Annotated in this window: 16 protein-coding genes and 1 pseudogene; 11 read left to right on the forward strand and 6 right to left on the reverse strand. The window is 65.6% G+C overall.

What is annotated here, in order from left to right:
* The first annotated feature begins 32 nt into the window (after nucleotides 1–32).
* Entirely contained in the window at nucleotides 33–2405 is a 2373-nt protein-coding gene (locus NJE57_RS03915) for a heavy metal translocating P-type ATPase (protein ID WP_319027000.1), read from the forward strand.
* A complete protein-coding gene (locus NJE57_RS03920) occupies nucleotides 2402–2758 on the forward strand; it encodes a metal-sensitive transcriptional regulator (protein ID WP_119192365.1) in 357 nt (118 codons plus the stop codon). The genes NJE57_RS03915 and NJE57_RS03920 overlap by 4 nt, the downstream gene beginning before the upstream one ends.
* Before the next feature lie 839 nt (nucleotides 2759–3597).
* Here NJE57_RS03920 and NJE57_RS03925 read toward each other — a convergent pair.
* Entirely contained in the window at nucleotides 3598–3825 is a 228-nt protein-coding gene (locus NJE57_RS03925) for a hypothetical protein (RefSeq protein WP_241737405.1), read from the reverse strand.
* A 48-nt stretch (nucleotides 3826–3873) separates the two neighbouring features.
* On the opposite strand from NJE57_RS03925, the gene NJE57_RS03930 reads away from it, so the two are divergent.
* Both NJE57_RS03930 and NJE57_RS03935 read left to right on the forward strand, forming a co-directional pair.
* Nucleotides 3874–5814: a heavy metal translocating P-type ATPase gene (locus NJE57_RS03930; protein ID WP_319027001.1), complete on the forward strand. Its 1941-nt coding sequence runs from the start codon at nucleotides 3874–3876 to the stop codon at nucleotides 5812–5814.
* Nucleotides 5815–5819: 5 nt separating this feature from the next.
* The gene (locus NJE57_RS03935) at nucleotides 5820–6416 is read left to right on the forward strand and encodes a CueP family metal-binding protein (RefSeq protein ID WP_319027002.1); all 597 of its coding nucleotides are present in this window, start codon (nucleotides 5820–5822) and stop codon (nucleotides 6414–6416) included.
* Nucleotides 6417–6509: 93 nt separating this feature from the next.
* On the opposite strand, the gene NJE57_RS03940 is transcribed toward NJE57_RS03935, so the two are convergent.
* Nucleotides 6510–6899 (reverse strand): heavy metal-responsive transcriptional regulator, encoded by a 390-nt coding sequence (locus tag NJE57_RS03940; protein ID WP_063973410.1) that lies wholly within the window; start codon nucleotides 6897–6899, stop codon nucleotides 6510–6512.
* A gap of 92 nt (nucleotides 6900–6991) precedes the next feature.
* Here NJE57_RS03940 and NJE57_RS03945 point away from each other — a divergent pair, with 92 nt between their 5' ends.
* The 6 genes and pseudogenes from NJE57_RS03945 (at nucleotide 6992) to NJE57_RS03980 (ending at nucleotide 12152) form a co-directional block, all read left to right on the forward strand.
* Nucleotides 6992–8386, forward strand: coding sequence for a dihydrolipoyl dehydrogenase family protein (locus NJE57_RS03945; RefSeq protein WP_319027003.1), 1395 nt, complete (start codon nucleotides 6992–6994; stop codon nucleotides 8384–8386).
* Between the two features lie 83 nt (nucleotides 8387–8469).
* A complete protein-coding gene (lspA, locus tag NJE57_RS03950; protein WP_082904555.1) occupies nucleotides 8470–9033 on the forward strand; it encodes a signal peptidase II in 564 nt (187 codons plus the stop codon).
* 152 nt (nucleotides 9034–9185) lie between these two features.
* Nucleotides 9186–9464, forward strand: coding sequence for a copper chaperone PCu(A)C (locus tag NJE57_RS03955; protein ID WP_319027005.1), 279 nt, complete (start codon nucleotides 9186–9188; stop codon nucleotides 9462–9464).
* A 6-nt stretch (nucleotides 9465–9470) separates the two neighbouring features.
* Nucleotides 9471–10697, forward strand: a pseudogene (locus NJE57_RS19975) (Dyp-type peroxidase).
* 179 nt (nucleotides 10698–10876) lie between these two features.
* The gene (locus tag NJE57_RS03975; RefSeq protein ID WP_319027010.1) at nucleotides 10877–11521 is read left to right on the forward strand and encodes a DsbA family protein; all 645 of its coding nucleotides are present in this window, start codon (nucleotides 10877–10879) and stop codon (nucleotides 11519–11521) included.
* Nucleotides 11505–12152, forward strand: a complete 648-nt coding sequence (locus tag NJE57_RS03980) for a vitamin K epoxide reductase family protein (protein WP_017838588.1) — start codon at nucleotides 11505–11507, stop codon at nucleotides 12150–12152. Before NJE57_RS03975 ends, NJE57_RS03980 begins: the two co-directional genes overlap by 17 nt.
* A gap of 181 nt (nucleotides 12153–12333) precedes the next feature.
* Here NJE57_RS03980 and NJE57_RS03985 read toward each other — a convergent pair whose 3' ends face one another.
* The 3 genes from NJE57_RS03985 to NJE57_RS03995 are packed head-to-tail and all read right to left on the reverse strand — an operon-like array spanning nucleotide 12334 to nucleotide 13507.
* Nucleotides 12334–13155, reverse strand: a complete 822-nt coding sequence (locus NJE57_RS03985; RefSeq protein ID WP_182642091.1) for an SURF1 family protein — start codon at nucleotides 13153–13155, stop codon at nucleotides 12334–12336.
* A complete protein-coding gene (locus NJE57_RS03990) occupies nucleotides 13125–13310 on the reverse strand; it encodes a hypothetical protein (protein ID WP_172812155.1) in 186 nt (61 codons plus the stop codon). Before NJE57_RS03990 ends, NJE57_RS03985 begins: the two co-directional genes overlap by 31 nt.
* Nucleotides 13307–13507, reverse strand: coding sequence for a hypothetical protein (locus NJE57_RS03995; RefSeq protein ID WP_017838586.1), 201 nt, complete (start codon nucleotides 13505–13507; stop codon nucleotides 13307–13309). Before NJE57_RS03995 ends, NJE57_RS03990 begins: the two co-directional genes overlap by 4 nt.
* Before the next feature lie 446 nt (nucleotides 13508–13953).
* Between NJE57_RS03995 and NJE57_RS04000 the strand changes: the two genes are divergently transcribed.
* Entirely contained in the window at nucleotides 13954–14331 is a 378-nt protein-coding gene (locus NJE57_RS04000; protein WP_017838585.1) for a hypothetical protein, read from the forward strand.
* Between the two features lie 761 nt (nucleotides 14332–15092).
* Here the strand turns inward: NJE57_RS04000 and NJE57_RS04010 are convergent.
* Entirely contained in the window at nucleotides 15093–15863 is a 771-nt protein-coding gene (locus NJE57_RS04010; protein ID WP_069389212.1) for a M23 family metallopeptidase, read from the reverse strand.

A 15863-nucleotide genomic window follows, 5' to 3' on the forward strand; every position in this document is an offset into this window, starting at 1 on the left:
ACCACCCGTTCACCGTGAAGGATTGATCCTCGATGACCCAGACTCAACCCTCCCAGATGCACCCCGCGGTGGATCTGATCGACATAGATCTGGGCGTCACGGGCATGACCTGCACTTCGTGCTCGGGGCGGGTCGAGCGCAAGCTCAACAAGCTCGACGGGGTGGACGCCACGGTCAACTTCGCCACCGAGTCCGCGTCCATCTCCTTCGACCCGAGCAAGGTCGACACGGACGCGCTCATCGAGACCGTGCGCGGTGCGGGATACGACGCGTTCACGATGAAGAATGACGACGACCAGGCTGTGGACGCAACTTCCGCAGGTGGCGGCGCCGGTCCCCGAGACCAGATCGAGGAGGCCAGGGAACGCGAGACCGCAGACCTCAAACACCGTCTGATTGTCTCGGCCGCACTCACGGTCCCGGTGGTCTTGCTGAGCATGATCCCGGCACTGCAGTTCACCAACTGGCAGTGGGCCGTGCTGACCATGGTCACCCCCATCTTCTTCTGGGGAGGCGCACCCTTCCACAAGGCCACCCTCGCCAACCTGCGGCACGGCTCGTTCACCATGGACACCCTGGTCTCCATGGGCACGGCGGCCGCCTACCTCTGGTCACTGTGGGCACTGTTCCTCGGCAACGCCGGCATGCCCGGCATGACCATGGAAGTGCATCTGCTGCCCACAAACTCCACGATGGACGAGATCTATCTGGAGACCGCCGCCGTGGTGATCTCCTTCCTGCTGCTGGGCCGCTGGTTTGAAACCAAGGCCAAGGGGCAGTCCTCCGCCGCACTCAAGGCGCTCCTCGACATGGGAGCCAAGGACGCCGCCGTCCTCCGCGACGGCGTCGAGGTCCGCATCCCCGTGGGTCAGTTGAAGGTCGGCGACATCGTCGTGGTGCGCCCGGGCGAAAAGATCGCCACCGACGGTCGCGTCACCGAGGGTTCGTCCGCGATCGACGAGTCCATGCTCACCGGCGAATCCGTCCCGGTTGAGGTCACGTCCGGCTCCACGGTGACCGGCGCAACCATGAACACCTCGGGAAGACTGCTGATCGAGGTCACCCGCACCGGCGAGAACACCACACTGTCCCAGATGGCCAAGCTGGTCACCGAGGCGCAGTCCAAGAAGGCCCCGGTCCAACGACTGGTCGACCGCATCTCGCAGGTCTTCGTGCCCATCGTGATCGTCATCGCGATCATCACCCTGCTCGTGCACTTGTTTGTGGTGGGAGCGGGACTGGCCACCGCGTTCACCGCCGCCGTGGCCGTGCTCATCATCGCCTGCCCGTGCGCACTGGGCCTGGCCACTCCCACCGCACTCCTGGTCGGTACCGGCCGCGGCGCCCAGATGGGACTGCTCATCAAGGGGCCCGAGGTCCTAGAGTCCACCCGGCGCGTCGACACCATCGTCATGGACAAGACCGGCACCGTCACCTCCGGAGTGATGTCCGTCAGCCAGGTCACCACTGCCGCCGGATTCGACCGGACGGATCTGCTGGTCAAGGCCGCTGCGGTGGAGGCCGCGTCCGAGCACCCGATCGCCCAGGCCATCGCCCGCGAGGGTGCAAAGAGTCTGGCGGGCGAGGGCCCCGTGGCCGACAGGGAGGCCGGATCCGCCATTCTGCCGGAGGTCACCGGGTTCACCAATACTGCAGGCCGTGGCGTCACGGGCACCGTCGACGGTGCCGTGGTGACCATTGGTCGCCCTGAGGGCTCCCTGCCGGCGGACCTGCGGACCGCGTTCGACGATGCCCAGAAGCAGGGCGGCACCCCTGTGGTCGCCCAGATCGACGGCACCGTCGCGGGCGTGATCACCGTCCGCGACACCGTCAAGCCCACCTCCGCCGAGGCGGTAGCCGGACTCAAAGCTCTCGGATTGACCCCGTGGCTGCTCACCGGCGACAACGCCGGAGCCGCACGTGTCGTGGCCAGCGAGGTCGGCATTGATCCGGCCAACGTGATCGCCGAGGTCATGCCCCACGACAAGGTCGCCCAGATCGAGAAACTGCAGGCCAAGGGCAAGAACGTCGCCATGGTCGGCGACGGCGTCAACGACGCGGCAGCTCTCGCCCGGGCCGAGCTCGGACTGGCGATGGGCGCCGGCACGGACGTGGCGATCGAAGCCTCCGACATCACTCTGATGAACGACGACCTGCGATCCGCCGTGGACGCGATCAGGCTGTCACGCCGGACCCTGGGCACCATCAAGGGCAACCTATTCTGGGCGTTCGCCTACAACCTCGCACTGATCCCCGTCGCTGCGATCGGACTGCTCAACCCCATACTCGCAGGCGTCGCAATGGCGTTCTCGAGTGTGTTCGTGGTGACCAACTCCCTACGCCTGCGCGGGTTCACCTCAAGCCACGCGACCCCCAACCACGACCAGACCAGGAGCCAGTCATGACGGATACCCCGGACCTCGCCATCGACCCTGCAGCCGAGCACGATGCCGAAGCCGCTGGCTGCGAGACCCACAGTCACCACGGCTACATGAAGGAAAAGGACCGCTACAAGGCCCGGCTCAAGCGGATCGAGGGCCAGGTGCGGGGCATCCACCGCATGATCGATGAGGAGCAGTACTGCATCGACATCCTCACCCAGGTCAGCGCCATCAATTCCGCACTGCGCAACGTCGCCCTCGGCCTGCTCGACGACCACATGCGCCACTGCGTCGCCGACGCCGTGAACGAGTCCGACGAAGCCGCAGAGATCAAATTCAAGGAAGTGGCCGACGCCATCGCCCGCTTCGCCCGCTAAGCGCTGTCAGGTAGGTACACAGGAGGCCCCGGCAAGGTCGCGAGCAGGTACTTCGCGGATGTAGCCGAGCCCCGAAATTCGGTGAACACGCCTCACCAACATACCCCGTGGGGGTATAGTTTGCGGGTGGGAAAGCCAATGAACTCGCACGGCAGAAACCAGGAGAGAACATGACATCTGATCGAATTCAGGATCCGGTCGACGCCGCCGGTTAGCTCGACGAACTCGCGGGCCCTATCCCGGGCTGGCTACCCGGTTGTTCCAATCGTCCCAGGCCATCACCGCAGGTCGTCACCGAAAAAGCCTCCGGGTTCGAGCAATGTGGCTACGAAGTCGGGCCAAAGGCAGCTCACCCTGGCCCACGCCCTTGGGCGCCCGAAAGACCAGCAGCGGCGGAGGGTGCTTCCATCGTTCCGAGCGCCCTAGAAGGGAGCCGCCATCATCGTGGCGCCAGCCCGAACCACTCCCCTGACGAACATCTTGAGCAAACCTTCACACAATCTCCACCACAATCCGCTGGCTCACCCACGATCCTGACTGTCGGCCGGACCCCAGAACGCCAGGACGTGCGTCATCACCGACGGGAACGGCGATCCTGGGATGGGCGGTGTCACGAACGTGGTCGGCCGAGCACAGATGTCAGCACGATTCGATACCCTGCGGCGGTATCGGCTCGTGGCCCGGAGCAACTGCTACTTGGCCCCACGGGAAGAGATGTCCATGACCCCTAGAACACATCATGCGCTAGGGCTCACCGCTGTCAGGGAATCATGTTCTTGCTGTTTCACTCCCTCGAAACTCCTGCATATCGAAGCTGCCGGACGCATGCCGCTCGAAGATCACGCCAACCAGGTGGCAATGGACAAGACGGAAGGGACCAAATGAATCAGTCGCACGATCATCATGACCACGCCCACAGTCACGGATCCGGCGGAGCCGCGGCCGGGCACCTCAACGAGCGAGACACGGCGGTAGCTGAGCACCATCACCCGGACGGGCCCCAGGAGACGACGGGCCACGCCCATGCGGGGCAGCATCACGCTGGCCATGAAGACCATGGCGGTCATGCCGGGCACGCAGACCATGTCGGGCAGTTCCGACGTTTGTTCTGGATCATGCTCGTCTTGGCGGTGCCGGTGGTCGGCTTCAACGAGATGTTCGCCGACCTCATCGGTTACCAGCTGCCCGACGCCGGATGGGTGTGGTGGGTCTCCCCCGCCCTGGGCACAGTGATTTATCTCTGGGGTGGTCGGCCGTTCCTTACTGGCGCGGTGTCTGAGGTTCGCGCTCGGCAGCCCGGCATGATGCTGCTCATCGGCTTGGCGATCACCGTGGCGTTCATCGCCTCCTGGGGCGCAAGCCTGAGCTTGTTGGATCATGAGCTGAACTTCTGGTGGGAACTGGCGCTGCTGGTGGTCATCATGCTGCTGGGCCACTGGATTGAGATGCGTTCTCTGGCGCACACCACCTCTGCACTCGATTCTCTGGCGGCGCTGCTGCCTGATGAGGCCGAGAAGGTCGACGGCGACGAGGTCGTCATCGTCTCTCCGGCCGACCTGGTGGTCGGTGATGTGGTGATCGTCCGCCCCGGGGCGTCCGTGCCCGCCGACGGCCGGATCATCGACGGCTCGGCCAGCATGGACGAATCCATGGTCACCGGCGAGTCCAAGGCGGTCCGGCGTGAGATCGGCGAGCAGGTGGTCGCTGGCACGGTGGCCACTGATTCCGGCTTGCGCGTCGAGGTCTCCGCAATCGGTGACGACACGGCCCTGGCCGGTATTCAGAAGCTGGTGGCCGACGCGCAGGCATCCTCCTCGCGTGCCCAGCGGATCGCCGACACGGCGGCCGGATGGTTGTTCTGGTTCGCCCTCGGTTCGGCTGCGATCACCGCGGTCATCTGGAGTGTCCTGGGGTTGCCGGAGGCGGCGGTGGTTCGCACGATCACCGTGCTGGTGATCGCCTGCCCGCACGCGCTGGGTTTGGCGATCCCGCTGGTGGTCTCGATCGCCACCGAACGCGCCGCCCGCGGCGGCGTGCTGATCAAGGACCGCCTCGCGCTGGAATCGATGCGAACGGTGAACTCCGTGCTGTTCGACAAGACCGGCACCCTGACCAAGGGCGAACCCACCGTCACCGGAATCGAACCGACAGATGGGCACACCGAGAACGAGGTGCTTGCCCTGGCTGCTGCCGCCGAGAGCGACAGCGAGCACCCGCTCGCCAGAGCCGTCGTCGGGGCCGCACGCGCCCGCGAACTGGCCGTGTCGAAGGCGACCGACTTCTCCTCCTCGCCAGCTGTGGGCGTGACGGCCACTGTGGACGGCACCGTGGTCGAGGTCGGCGGCCCGTACCTGCTTGACCAGCACGGACGCGACGAACTCCCCGTCGCCGACCAGTGGCGCGCCGAGGGCGCGATCATCCTGCACATCCTCACCGAGGGCCGGGTGATCGGCGCGCTGCGGCTGGCCGACGAGATCCGGCCAGAGTCCCGTGACGCCGTCGACGCGCTCCACGCTGCGGGCGCGCAGGTCGTCATGATCACCGGCGATGCTCAGGCCGTGGCCGACACCGTCGCCGCCGAGCTCGGCATCGACCGGGTCTTCGCCGGGGTCCGGCCCGAGGACAAGGCCGCCAAGGTCGCCCAGCTCCAGCACGAGGGCCGAAAGGTCGCCATGGTCGGCGACGGGGTCAACGACGCTCCCGCGCTCGCCCAAGCCGACGTCGGCATCGCCATCGGCGCCGGAACCGACGTAGCGATCGGCTCCGCAGGAGTCATCCTGGCCTCATCGGACCCGCGCTCGGTGCTCTCGGTCATCGAACTCTCCCGCGCGAGCTACCGCAAGATGAAACAGAACCTGTGGTGGGCCGCCGGCTACAACCTCGCCGCCGTGCCTCTCGCCGCTGGAGTGTTGGCTCCGGTTGGATTCGTGCTGCCCATGAGCGTCGGCGCCATCCTCATGTCGCTCTCAACAGTCGTTGTCGCTCTCAACGCCCAACTGCTGCGCCGCCTCGACCTGCGTCCAGAATCCGTCACAAGAGCGATGGAGCGAGGATAAACACGATGAACACCAGACACCACTCGCGGCGACGAGTCACGTCCGCTTTCCTTGCTGCCGCCGCGTTGACTCTCGCCGGCTGCTCGACCGGACCGTCCGAGAGCGCTTCGACAGAACCACCCGTCACCTCGTTGGAGTCCTACGGCCTCGCCGGTCTCGATGCGACCCAGATCATCGAGAAACTCGACGCCATGCCGGTCGCTGATAGGCCTGACGATCTGATCGCCTCGGTGCAGCCGAACGAACTGGTCTTGACCAGTGGCGATGAGAGCCTCGCAACAATTCCGATGCCAGATGACCAGTTCTATCTGGCAGTGGCGCCCTACGACACCAGCACCCACCCCTGCCAATTCCACAGCCTGACCACCTGCCTCGGCGAGATAGCTACTGAAGAGATGCACGTCACCGTCACCGATACCGCCACCGGAGACATCCTCATCGATGAACCACGCACCACCTATGACAACGGCTTCCTCGGACTCTGGCTCCCCCGGGACGTCACCGGCGTACTCACCATCGACTACGACGGCAAATCGGCCACTGTTCCGATCGCCACCGGAGACCAGGACCTCACCTGCCTGACCACCATGAGACTCACCTGACAACCCCGACTGCCCGCATCAACACCCCCCGCCGGGTCGCGGCCACCGACCGGCGGGGGGTGTTACGTCCCGCATGGACCACAGCACCGCCAGTCAGAGGTAGCGGCAGATCGTCTCGGCCTGGCAGGTCGCAGGGTCCACTGTGCGGCTGGCGGACTGCAGGTCTGCCACTGTCTGACGCAGCTGCAAGAGGTCGGCGATCTGCTGGTCGATCTCGTCCAGGCGGGTCGCCAGGAGCGTGTCGACGTGAGCGCAAGGTGCCTGCCCGGCATCGCGAATCCGGAGGATCTCACCAATGCGGACCAGCGACAGTCCCGCACTCTGGCCCCGCCGGATGAAATCGAGCCGGTAGATCGCGTTCTCAGGGTAGTCACGGTAACCGTTGAGGGTTCGGCGTGGGGGCGGGAACAGGCCCACCGATTCGTAAAAGCGAAGGGTTTTCGGAGAGGTGCCCGCCGCGGCAGCCAATTCGCCGATCCTCATTGAATCTACCGCTCCTTCGAGACCGCCTGGTTTGACCTTCCAGTGTGCTGGAAGGCCCATCCTAATGAGAGAAGAAAGAGAGGGGCCATCTGATGGAACCGGGTTTCGAATTCGACTTGGCGGTGGTGGGCTCCGGCGGGGCAGCCATGGCGGCCGCTATCACCGCTCGGCAGGCCGGCAGGACGGTGCTGGTGATCGAGCGCGGCACCATCGGCGGCACCTGCGTGAACATCGGGTGCGTCCCGTCCAAGGCACTTCTGGCCGCTGCTGGCACCCGCCAGGCCGCACTGACCAATCCCTTCCCCGGGGCCCCCACCCTCGCCCGGGACGTTGATCTGGGAGCGCTGGTCAGACAAAAGGACCAGCTGATCACCCAGCTGCGAGGGACCAAGTACGCCGACGTCGCGGACGCCCATGGCTTCGAAGTCCGCCGCGGGGAGGCATCCTTCCTCGATCCCGACACTCTGGTCATCGATGGGGATCCGGTGGCGGCCGGATCGGTGGTGCTGGCCACCGGAGCAGAACCGGCACGACCGAAGGATGTAGCCGGGCTGGGCGAGGTGGAGCATCTCACCTCAACCACAGCCATGGAATTGACTGAACTGCCCGAGTCCATGATCGTCATCGGCGGCGGCTATGTCGGTATCGAACAGGCCCAGCTCTTCGCCCATCTGGGCACCCGGGTGACCATCATCGGCAGGATCACCCCGGCCGCCGAACCGGAGATGGTCGCCATCCTGCGCCAGGCCCTGGCCCAAGACGGGATCACGGTAGTCGAAGAGCACGCCACCTCTGTCGACCGGCAGCACGCACAAGTCAGGGTGCGCACAGCGTCGGGCCGAAACCTCTGCGCTGAGCACCTCTTGGTGGCCACCGGGCGTCGCGCCTCCACAGCTCGCCTCAACCTGCCAGCCGCAGGCATCACCACCGACCCGGACGGATTCATCCTCGTCGATAAGCATCAGCGCACCACCAACCGGCGGGTCTTCGCCGCCGGAGACGCCACCACGGCACCCCAGTACGTCTACGTCGCCGCCGCCACCGGGAAATCCGCCGCCACCAACGCCCTGCAGTCCGATCCGCAGGCCCCAGCCGAGGTCGTCGATTACACCGGACTGCCGGCGGTGATCTTCTCCCGCCCCCAACTAGCCACCGCCGGGCTCACCGAGGCCGCAGCCCGGGCCGCCGGGCACCGGTGCCAAACCCGAGTGATGAGCTTCGAGGACCTGCCGCGCGCCTTAGTCGACCAGGACACCCGCGGGGCGATCAAGATGGTCGCCGAAACAGAAACCGGGAGAATCCTCGGACTCAGCGCCATCGGAGACCACGCCGGAGAAATCATGCTCGCCGCGACCTACGCCATCACAGCCGGGATGACCACCCGCCAGATTGCCGACACCTGGGCCCCCTATCTGACCACCTCCGAAGCCCTGCGCCTGGTCGCAGGCACCTTCCACACCGAACTACCCACCTCCTGCTGCGCCTGACCACCGCCTCCACATGAGGGGGCTTGGTTGGCCGCGATCGAGGTTCCTGCCGCCTCCGGTTTCGAGTCGAGGAGGATGACGTCATGCCAAAGGACGTTAATCCCGCTACTGAACCACCCCACCAAGGCGAACAAGGCGCCCGGGCGCGAACTGCTCTGGTCGTCTCGGTCACGCTGCTGGTCGCGGCGGACCTCGGAGTTAAAACTTGGGCGGGCGGAGCACTGGCCGACGGCCATACGGTGGACCTAGGACTAATGCAGCTGCGCCTGGGCTTCAACTCCGGGGTGGCGTTCAGCCTCGGCGCTGGCCTCCCCGCCGGCGTCGTTCTCGCCATCACTGGCCTCATCATCGGCGCCCTGGCGATCTTCACCTGGCGGGCCACCCGCTCCGCAACGCGCATAGTACGACTGGCACTTGCCCTGATCCTGGGCGGAGCTGTGGCCAACTTCATCGATCGCGCCACCGACGGGCTGGTGACTGACTACCTACACACCGGTTGGTTCCCTACCTTCAACCTCGCCGATGTCTTCATCACCGGTGGCGCCGTGGTGCTGATCGTGGCCACCCTCACCGGCCGCGACAGGACCGACGTCTTGGAGACGCCCGAAGCTGCGACCCGGCAAACAAGGGGACCTCATGGCAACTGAGTAGGCCGCAGCAGCGTTGGCCCTGTGGAGCTGCGTGCCTACCGCGACGACGAGTCCGAGTTACACCAAGATTCTGCGGCAGATGCCTCACAGCGGCTGACCGGCAGTGGGCTATCCCCCTGCATACCCGCAGATCGCGAGCCCGCTCCTCCGTGGTCGCCGGTGAGGCCGAGTTGAACGAGACCGCCTCGGGGACCTCGGGTAGTTCGATGATGCGCAAGCGGGAGGGCGGTTTTGTCATCCCGGCGGGCGGAGAGCTTGTGTTCGAGCCTGGCGGGAACCACATCATGCTGATGGGCGTGCACGAATCGATCCGAACGGGTCAGGAAGTCACCGTGACCCTCACATTGGAGAACGGTGACACGAGCGAGATCGTCGCCTCGGCTCGGTCGGTCGAGGGGGGCACGGAGCAATACCAGGGCGAGGAGTGACGGGGCATGGGCGACAAAAAATACCGCTCGGCGTTGAATCGCAGATCCTTCCTGGTCGGCGGCGCGGCTCTGACCGGTGGGCCGCCGTCGCCGGAGGCGCGGCGGGGTGGGGCGTTGGTGGGCGAACCGCCACCGCGCGGACCCTTGATCGCGAGGCGTTCGCCGGCTCTCGGGCCGTCGGCGCGGCCACCGAGCCCTTTCATGGTGACCGCCAGTCGGTATCACTACGGCGCCGCAGGCGCATGCGGCGTATGTGGCATTCGGTTTGCGAGAGGGTGTTCGTCGTACCGACCTCATCGGTGTACTGCGAGCCTGGACCCAGGACGCGGCCCGGCTCACGCAGGGGCGCGGAGGTCTTGCCGACCTGCAACACGAGTTGGCTGAAGGTCCGTCCCGGTTGACGGTGACCATCGGTTTCGGCCCGGAGCTGCTCGGCAAAGTCGGTCTTAGTGACCGCACCCCGGAGTGGTTGCAGCAGCTACCGGACTTCCCGCAGATCGACCGGCTCGAGGACCGGTGGTCGGGTGGCGATCTGCTGCTGCAGATCTGTGCCGACGACCCGCTCACCGTCGCACACTCGGCCCGGATTTTGTCCTCGGGTGTTCGGCGACGCGGTCATTCAGCGGTGGGCGCAGCGAGGGTTCCGTCGTGCCGTGGGCACCGACCCGTCCGGGCAGACACAACGCAACCTCTTCGGGCAGATTGACGGCACCGCCAATCCCTTGCCGGCCGATGCCGACTACGACCAGTTGCTGTACTCCGATGGCGCCGATCGGCGATGGATGCGGGGTGGCACCTCTCTGGTGCTGCGCCGTATCCGAATGACGATGGACACCTGGGAGGAGATCGAACGGAGCTCCCGTGAGCTCACGATCGGACGGAAACTCGACTCGGGCGCGCCACTGACCGGTACTGCGGAACACAACCGGGTTGACCGTCATTCCCACCGAGTCACACATCGCCCGGGCTCGGCCACGGATCCGGGCCGAGACGATCCTGCGGCGACCGTACAACTATGACGATGTCCCGGATCCCGGCCAGATCAGCAATTCTGGTCTGTTGTTCGCTTCCTACCAGGCCGACCCGGTTCGCCAGTTCGTGCCGATCCAGCAGCGACTGGCAGAGCAGGACATGCTCAACACCTGGACGGTTCCGATCGGCTCCGCCGTTTTCGCGATCCCACCCGGGTGCCACGAGGGCGGCTACGTCGGCGAGAGCGCACTGGAGGGATAACCACCTCAACCGCCGAGGGTTACGGTCACCGCCCCGCTCGTTTGGGTCTGGGCTGCCGTTGTTTCGTGGGTCGATCGCGCACCGGTCACCCCGCCTCACGCTGACGCTACGGCTGTCCGATTATCATCCAGTTGTCACGTCACGTCAGGGCACGCACGAGTCGGGAAGCGGACAACCTGTTGAGTAGAAGCCTGAAACTTTCGCTAGCGCTGATCACGGCTGCTCTGGTCGTCCTGGTGGTGGCGTTACTGGCTGCCCGGAACGACTCCGGTTCCGAGCAGACTGCCACCAACGACAGCCCGGATACCGCCGTGTTGGTTCGCGAGGACAGTCCCCGACTGTCTGAGGGCGGTGACGCCGTCTTCGTTGAGTTCCTCGATTTCGAATGCGAAGCCTGCATCGCGCTCTATCCGACAATTGAGGACCTCCGCGAGCAGTACGGAGACCGGGTGACGTTCGTGGTGCGCCACATGCCCCTGCACGACAACTCTATGGCGGCGGCCCTGGCCGCCGAGGCCGCCGCCGAGCAAGGCCGGTTCGAGGCCATGTACCGCAAGTTGTTTGACACTCCCGAGCAGTGGGGCCACCAACAAACCCCGCAAATGGACACATTTTTCGGCTATGCCGAGGAACTGGGGTTAGATATGGAGCGCTTCGAGAGCGCATACAACGACCCGGCCACCCTCGAGCGCATCGAGCAGAGCAAGCAGGACGGTCAGAGCCTCGGGGTCAGTGGCACGCCGACCTTCTTCCTGGACGGGGAGCGCCTCGAGCCGACCAGCGTCACCGATCTCGAGAACAGCATCAATGCTGCCCTCGAATAGCTCAGCCACCCCGGTCGCACACTCCACCAACGCCGGCCCGGATCAGTACCCCCACCGCAGGCTCGCGGTGGTGCTGATCGTTGGTGGGCTCATCGGCCTGGTCGCGGCGGTAGTGCTGCTGGTGGAGAAGATCGCGCTGATCGAGAACCCGGGCTACGTCCCGTCCTGCAGCATCAACCCTGTCCTGTCCTGCGGGTCGGTGATGACCACCGCGCAGGCCGAGGCCTTTGGCATCCCCAATCCGATCATCGGCATCGCCGGATTCGCCGCCACCACGGCCCTGGGTGCTGCGCTCCTGGCGGGGGGAGCATTTCAGCGCTGGCTGTGGGCCAGCATCCAAGTAGGCGTCACCTTCGCGGTGGTGTTCATCCACTGGCTCATCTACCAAAGCTTGTACAGCATCGGTGCCCTGTGCCCGTACTGCATGATCGTCTGGGCGGTGACCATACCGATCTTCTGGTACTGCACCCTGTGCAATCTTCAGCCACTACGCCGCAGCGATTCGGCGGGTCTTGCGCGCCTCATCGCCGTAGTTACCGAATACCGGGGCGCGATACTTACCGCCTGGTACCTACTTGTCCTGCTGCTCATCACGCACCGCTTCTGGGACTACTGGACCACCCTCGTCTAGAAACGCTCGCCGAACAGCAGATCGCGTTCCGCGAGTCAGTCCTCGGCTCACTCGGGGGCGGCACACCGCAGTCTGCGCAGGCGCTCCCAGATCAAAGCAGCGCACGCCGGATGGCTCTCGGACCCGGTCCCCCGCCCGCTGTCCAACTCCTCGTACAGCTATCGACTGCTGTCGCAGACGATCAGGCGCGGTTGCCTCCACGCGAGCTGCGTCGATACTCGGATGCGAACCGGTCACCGTAGCGATCACGCATGGCCGCCGCTACGAGCCGGTCTGAGTCCGCGGCCTCGTCCGATGGACCATCGTCTCCAACCGTGGCCGCGGGAGGGCCCGACGGGGCCTGCGACGCTGTGGTGTCCTGCCCGGGACCTGCTGCCCGGTTCCCGCCCTTGCGTGGCCGCGCCGCGGCGGCATCGTTGTCCTCGTCGTCCAGACGACGGCGCTGACGTATCTCGCTCCACACGAAGTAGCCCAGGCCGATGGGAGCGAGGACCCCGAAGGCCATCCACTGCAGGCCGTACGACAAGTACGGACCCGACTCGGTGGACGGCACTGGCATCGGTTCCAAAGACCCGGGCTGCCCACCGGCGAGCTGGAGATAATAGGGCGACAAGTCGGTGCCGAGGAGGTCCCCGATGACGGGGGGGTCGATGTTGCGCACCATGTTCCAATCGTGCAGAACGATGGGTTGGGCGGGAGCATCCATCGGGATCCTGAGGCGGGCGATGATGGTCAGCTGGCCCGTCGGCGCGGACGGGAAGTCCGGGACCGCGTTGTCGTCGCCGACGCGGACCCATCCGCGGTTGACGAGCAGGGAGTCACCACTGTCGGTGCGGAATGCACGAAGTGCCTGGTACACGAGTTCACCGTCGACGGACTGCATCCGCAACAGGACATCCTCCATGGGCAGGTAACTTCCGCGCGCAGTAACCAGATGCCACTCGGAATCACCGAGAGATCCCTCCCGCCGGATCACTTCGTCCAACGGAACCGGCCCTGCCACGCTGCTCTCAACGAGCTGGCATTGCGTGCCTTGAGATCCTCGTACTTGTTCAACTGCCAGGGGGCAAGCATCGTGAAGCACAGGTAGGCGAAGAGGCTGATGAACAGAAGGGTGATCAACCATCCCGGCTTGAGCATGCGAGAGAACCGTTTCACCTGCCAAACAGTAATCGTGCCGGCTGTCCGATCACCCTGCGCATCACCACGGCGACGGGAGCCGGCTGCACGGGCCTGTCGGAAAACTGGGCTGACCGGGGGGCGCGCACCTCATTTACGACCTGTCCGGTGCCCTGGTGGTCCGTGATCAGCGTCGTCAGGTTTTCGACCTCCCGCCGATCGAACATGCTCGCCATCGAGCACCGCGCCCAGCGGCGCGCATGTTCATGCGGAGTAGTGACTACCGCTGCGTTCCCGGCCGAGGCCAGAGCCCCGGTGTGTTACGGGCCCGGCGTGGCTGCGCTGGGCGCCTACCTACTGGGCCGCCAGCACCTTCCGGTTGACCGGCGTTCCGCAGAATTCGGTGGTTCTGAAGCCATTCCGGGGTGTTCGCAACGCTGTGCCCTGCACGGGCATGTTGAGGTCTAGCAATTCGTGTCGACTCTGCCCGTGTCACCTAACCCCCCAAGCAGAAACGCGGGACTCATGACCGAATGGGACACTTGAAGAGCGCCCTGGAGTCTCGCCCCCAGCAGCGTCCGGGACCGTAGCCTGATTAGGCGTCGTTGGAGCCGATGACTGCTCGCAGAGCAACGGGCGTGCCAGCCTAGCTGCAATCAGATACCGACCTAGGAGATCAGCAATGATCGCATTGACCACGTGGACGGGCGGCATCCTCACCGCCACCGGACTCATCGCCTACTTCACCACCGGGATGGAGAGTGCCACCTCGCTGATACCGGCGTTTATCGGTGTGCTGCTGCTCATCGCGGCGTTCATCGCGAGCCGCGTCCCGAACGCCAGCCGAGGGGTGATGATCGCAGCGCTCGTCATCGCCGTGCTCGGGGCACTGGGATCTCTCATGCCGCTTGCCGACCTCGGCGCGTTGTTCGCCGGAGATGCAGAGCGGCCTGCTGCGGTAATCGTCAGCGGGATCATGCTGATCGTGCTCGTCGTGTACTTCGTGGCGGGCCTTCGTCAGATCCTGACCACTCGCGAAACGGGGCCAAAAGCAAATTGACAAAGACCCCGGCCTTTCGCGGTGGGGTGAACATCGGGAGGAAGATTCCCGCGGATCGTGAATCGGGGCGCTCGCCTCGCACCGCGGCTGACGCGGGTTGCCGGGGTCGAGAGCGTTCAGGACGTAGTCGGGGGCGCGGGGATCGGCCACGGCAACGTGCTCGGAGAGGTTCTGCTCGCAGCCGTCCTGGACCACCACGTTGGTCGCCATCGAACCGGGGGCCAGGCCCGACGTGTACGGCAGGACGACCTCGACGTACCGGGTAGCCCGTTGAGGTACCGCACGCCCGGCGCGTACGGAGTCCCGTCGGCCCACAACTCCTGCAGCACGAGCGAGCCCGGCAGCATCTGCGTGAGGAGCACCGCAACCAACTCGACGCCGCCGGTGGAGGCGGTAAGCATCTGGTCCGGTCACCGGCCTGCTGATCGAATCCCGTACGACTCAGCTCAATGACCGCGATATCAAGACGGTCCGCGGAACCCCGGTTTTCGCTCCCAGCCGGGACACGCTTCCACGTCGCGCACGCGGCCGGAAACCAGGAACCACTCCTGCCAGCGTTCCGGAGAATTCTCCGGTTCTGGAGTCATTTCGGAGTGGGCGCAACGCCGTGACCTGCAGGGGCTTGTTTGAGATCTAGTAAGTCGGGGATTCCCCGAAGAAATGCACTACCGCGCGGGGTTGCAACGCCGGCCCGGAAATTGGCGAACACCAGCACGCGCTCCCCCGCGGGGAGGCGGTCGGCACGCCCGAAGTGGACGGTGCTAGACGAGGACTCCTTGGGCCGCGAGCCACGGCACCGGGTCGACCCACTGACCGGCGGCGGTCTGTACGCGAAAGTGCAGGTGGGGGCCGGTGGAGTCTCCGCGGTTGCCGACGGTTCCGATCACTTCACCGGCGTTGACCCGCTGGCCGACGCTGACGTAGTTCTGGTCGTTGTGGCCATATTCCAGCAGTTCGCCGTCATCTGTGCGGATGCGGATCCAGATGCCGTACCCGGCGGCGGGGCCAGCGGCTTCGACAACGCCGCTCTTGGCGGCGTAGAGCGGCGTACCAATGGGCGCTCCAAAGTCGGTGCCGTTATGGAAGCTGCCCCAACGCGAGCCGAACCCCGAGGTGATCGCGCCCGCGGTAGGGGCATGCGCACCACCGATCTGCGGGCTACCGGCGCTGTCGCCGAGGGAACCGAGCCCGAGCCCGGCGGCGTACTGCCGGACCTCACTTGGGGCCACGCCGAACTGGTCCCCAATCCTTTGGATCTCGGCGGGGTCGATGCCGAACTGCTCGGCCGCGGCCTGGATCGCCTCGACGACCTGGGCATGATTGATCGCGACGGGTTGAGCGGCGGCGGCTGGCGCGAAAGCCAGACCAAGGCCGCCCGAGAGGGCTACGCCGACGACGGCGCTACCAACAAACCGCGACACCGTCGCGGTTTCGCTGGCCACACGATGGCGGCCGCCGGCCAAAGTCGCGCTGCGCACGCCCAAACGCTCGGTGAGCTCTGCGACGGTCACGGTCCGGGTGGAGTCGATCAT

It is taken from the genome of Dietzia sp. PP-33 (assembly GCF_033790845.1).
GTDB lineage: Bacteria > Actinomycetota > Actinomycetes > Mycobacteriales > Mycobacteriaceae > Dietzia.

What these genes read in the sequence shown, in the direction of transcription:
- NJE57_RS03995 (WP_017838586.1), bottom strand. Translation starts at nt 13,507, where the DNA reads ATGGCGAGCATGTTCGATCGGCGGGAGGTCGAAAACCTGACGACGCTG.
- NJE57_RS04010 (WP_069389212.1), bottom strand. Translation starts at nt 15,863, where the DNA reads ATGATCGACTCCACCCGGACCGTGACCGTCGCAGAGCTCACCGAGCGT.
- NJE57_RS03945 (WP_319027003.1), top strand. Translation starts at nt 6,992, where the DNA reads ATGGAACCGGGTTTCGAATTCGACTTGGCGGTGGTGGGCTCCGGCGGG.
- NJE57_RS03925 (WP_241737405.1), bottom strand. Translation starts at nt 3,825, where the DNA reads ATGACCGCCATGGTCTTCATGGCCAGCGTGATGCTGCCCCGCATGGGC.
- NJE57_RS03980 (WP_017838588.1), top strand. Translation starts at nt 11,505, where the DNA reads ATGCTGCCCTCGAATAGCTCAGCCACCCCGGTCGCACACTCCACCAAC.
- NJE57_RS04000 (WP_017838585.1), top strand. Translation starts at nt 13,954, where the DNA reads ATGATCGCATTGACCACGTGGACGGGCGGCATCCTCACCGCCACCGGA.
- NJE57_RS03920 (WP_119192365.1), top strand. Translation starts at nt 2,402, where the DNA reads ATGACGGATACCCCGGACCTCGCCATCGACCCTGCAGCCGAGCACGAT.
- lspA (WP_082904555.1), top strand. Translation starts at nt 8,470, where the DNA reads ATGCCAAAGGACGTTAATCCCGCTACTGAACCACCCCACCAAGGCGAA.
- NJE57_RS03930 (WP_319027001.1), top strand. Translation starts at nt 3,874, where the DNA reads ATGCTCGTCTTGGCGGTGCCGGTGGTCGGCTTCAACGAGATGTTCGCC.
- NJE57_RS03940 (WP_063973410.1), bottom strand. Translation starts at nt 6,899, where the DNA reads ATGAGGATCGGCGAATTGGCTGCCGCGGCGGGCACCTCTCCGAAAACC.
- NJE57_RS03915 (WP_319027000.1), top strand. Translation starts at nt 33, where the DNA reads ATGACCCAGACTCAACCCTCCCAGATGCACCCCGCGGTGGATCTGATC.
- NJE57_RS03935 (WP_319027002.1), top strand. Translation starts at nt 5,820, where the DNA reads ATGAACACCAGACACCACTCGCGGCGACGAGTCACGTCCGCTTTCCTT.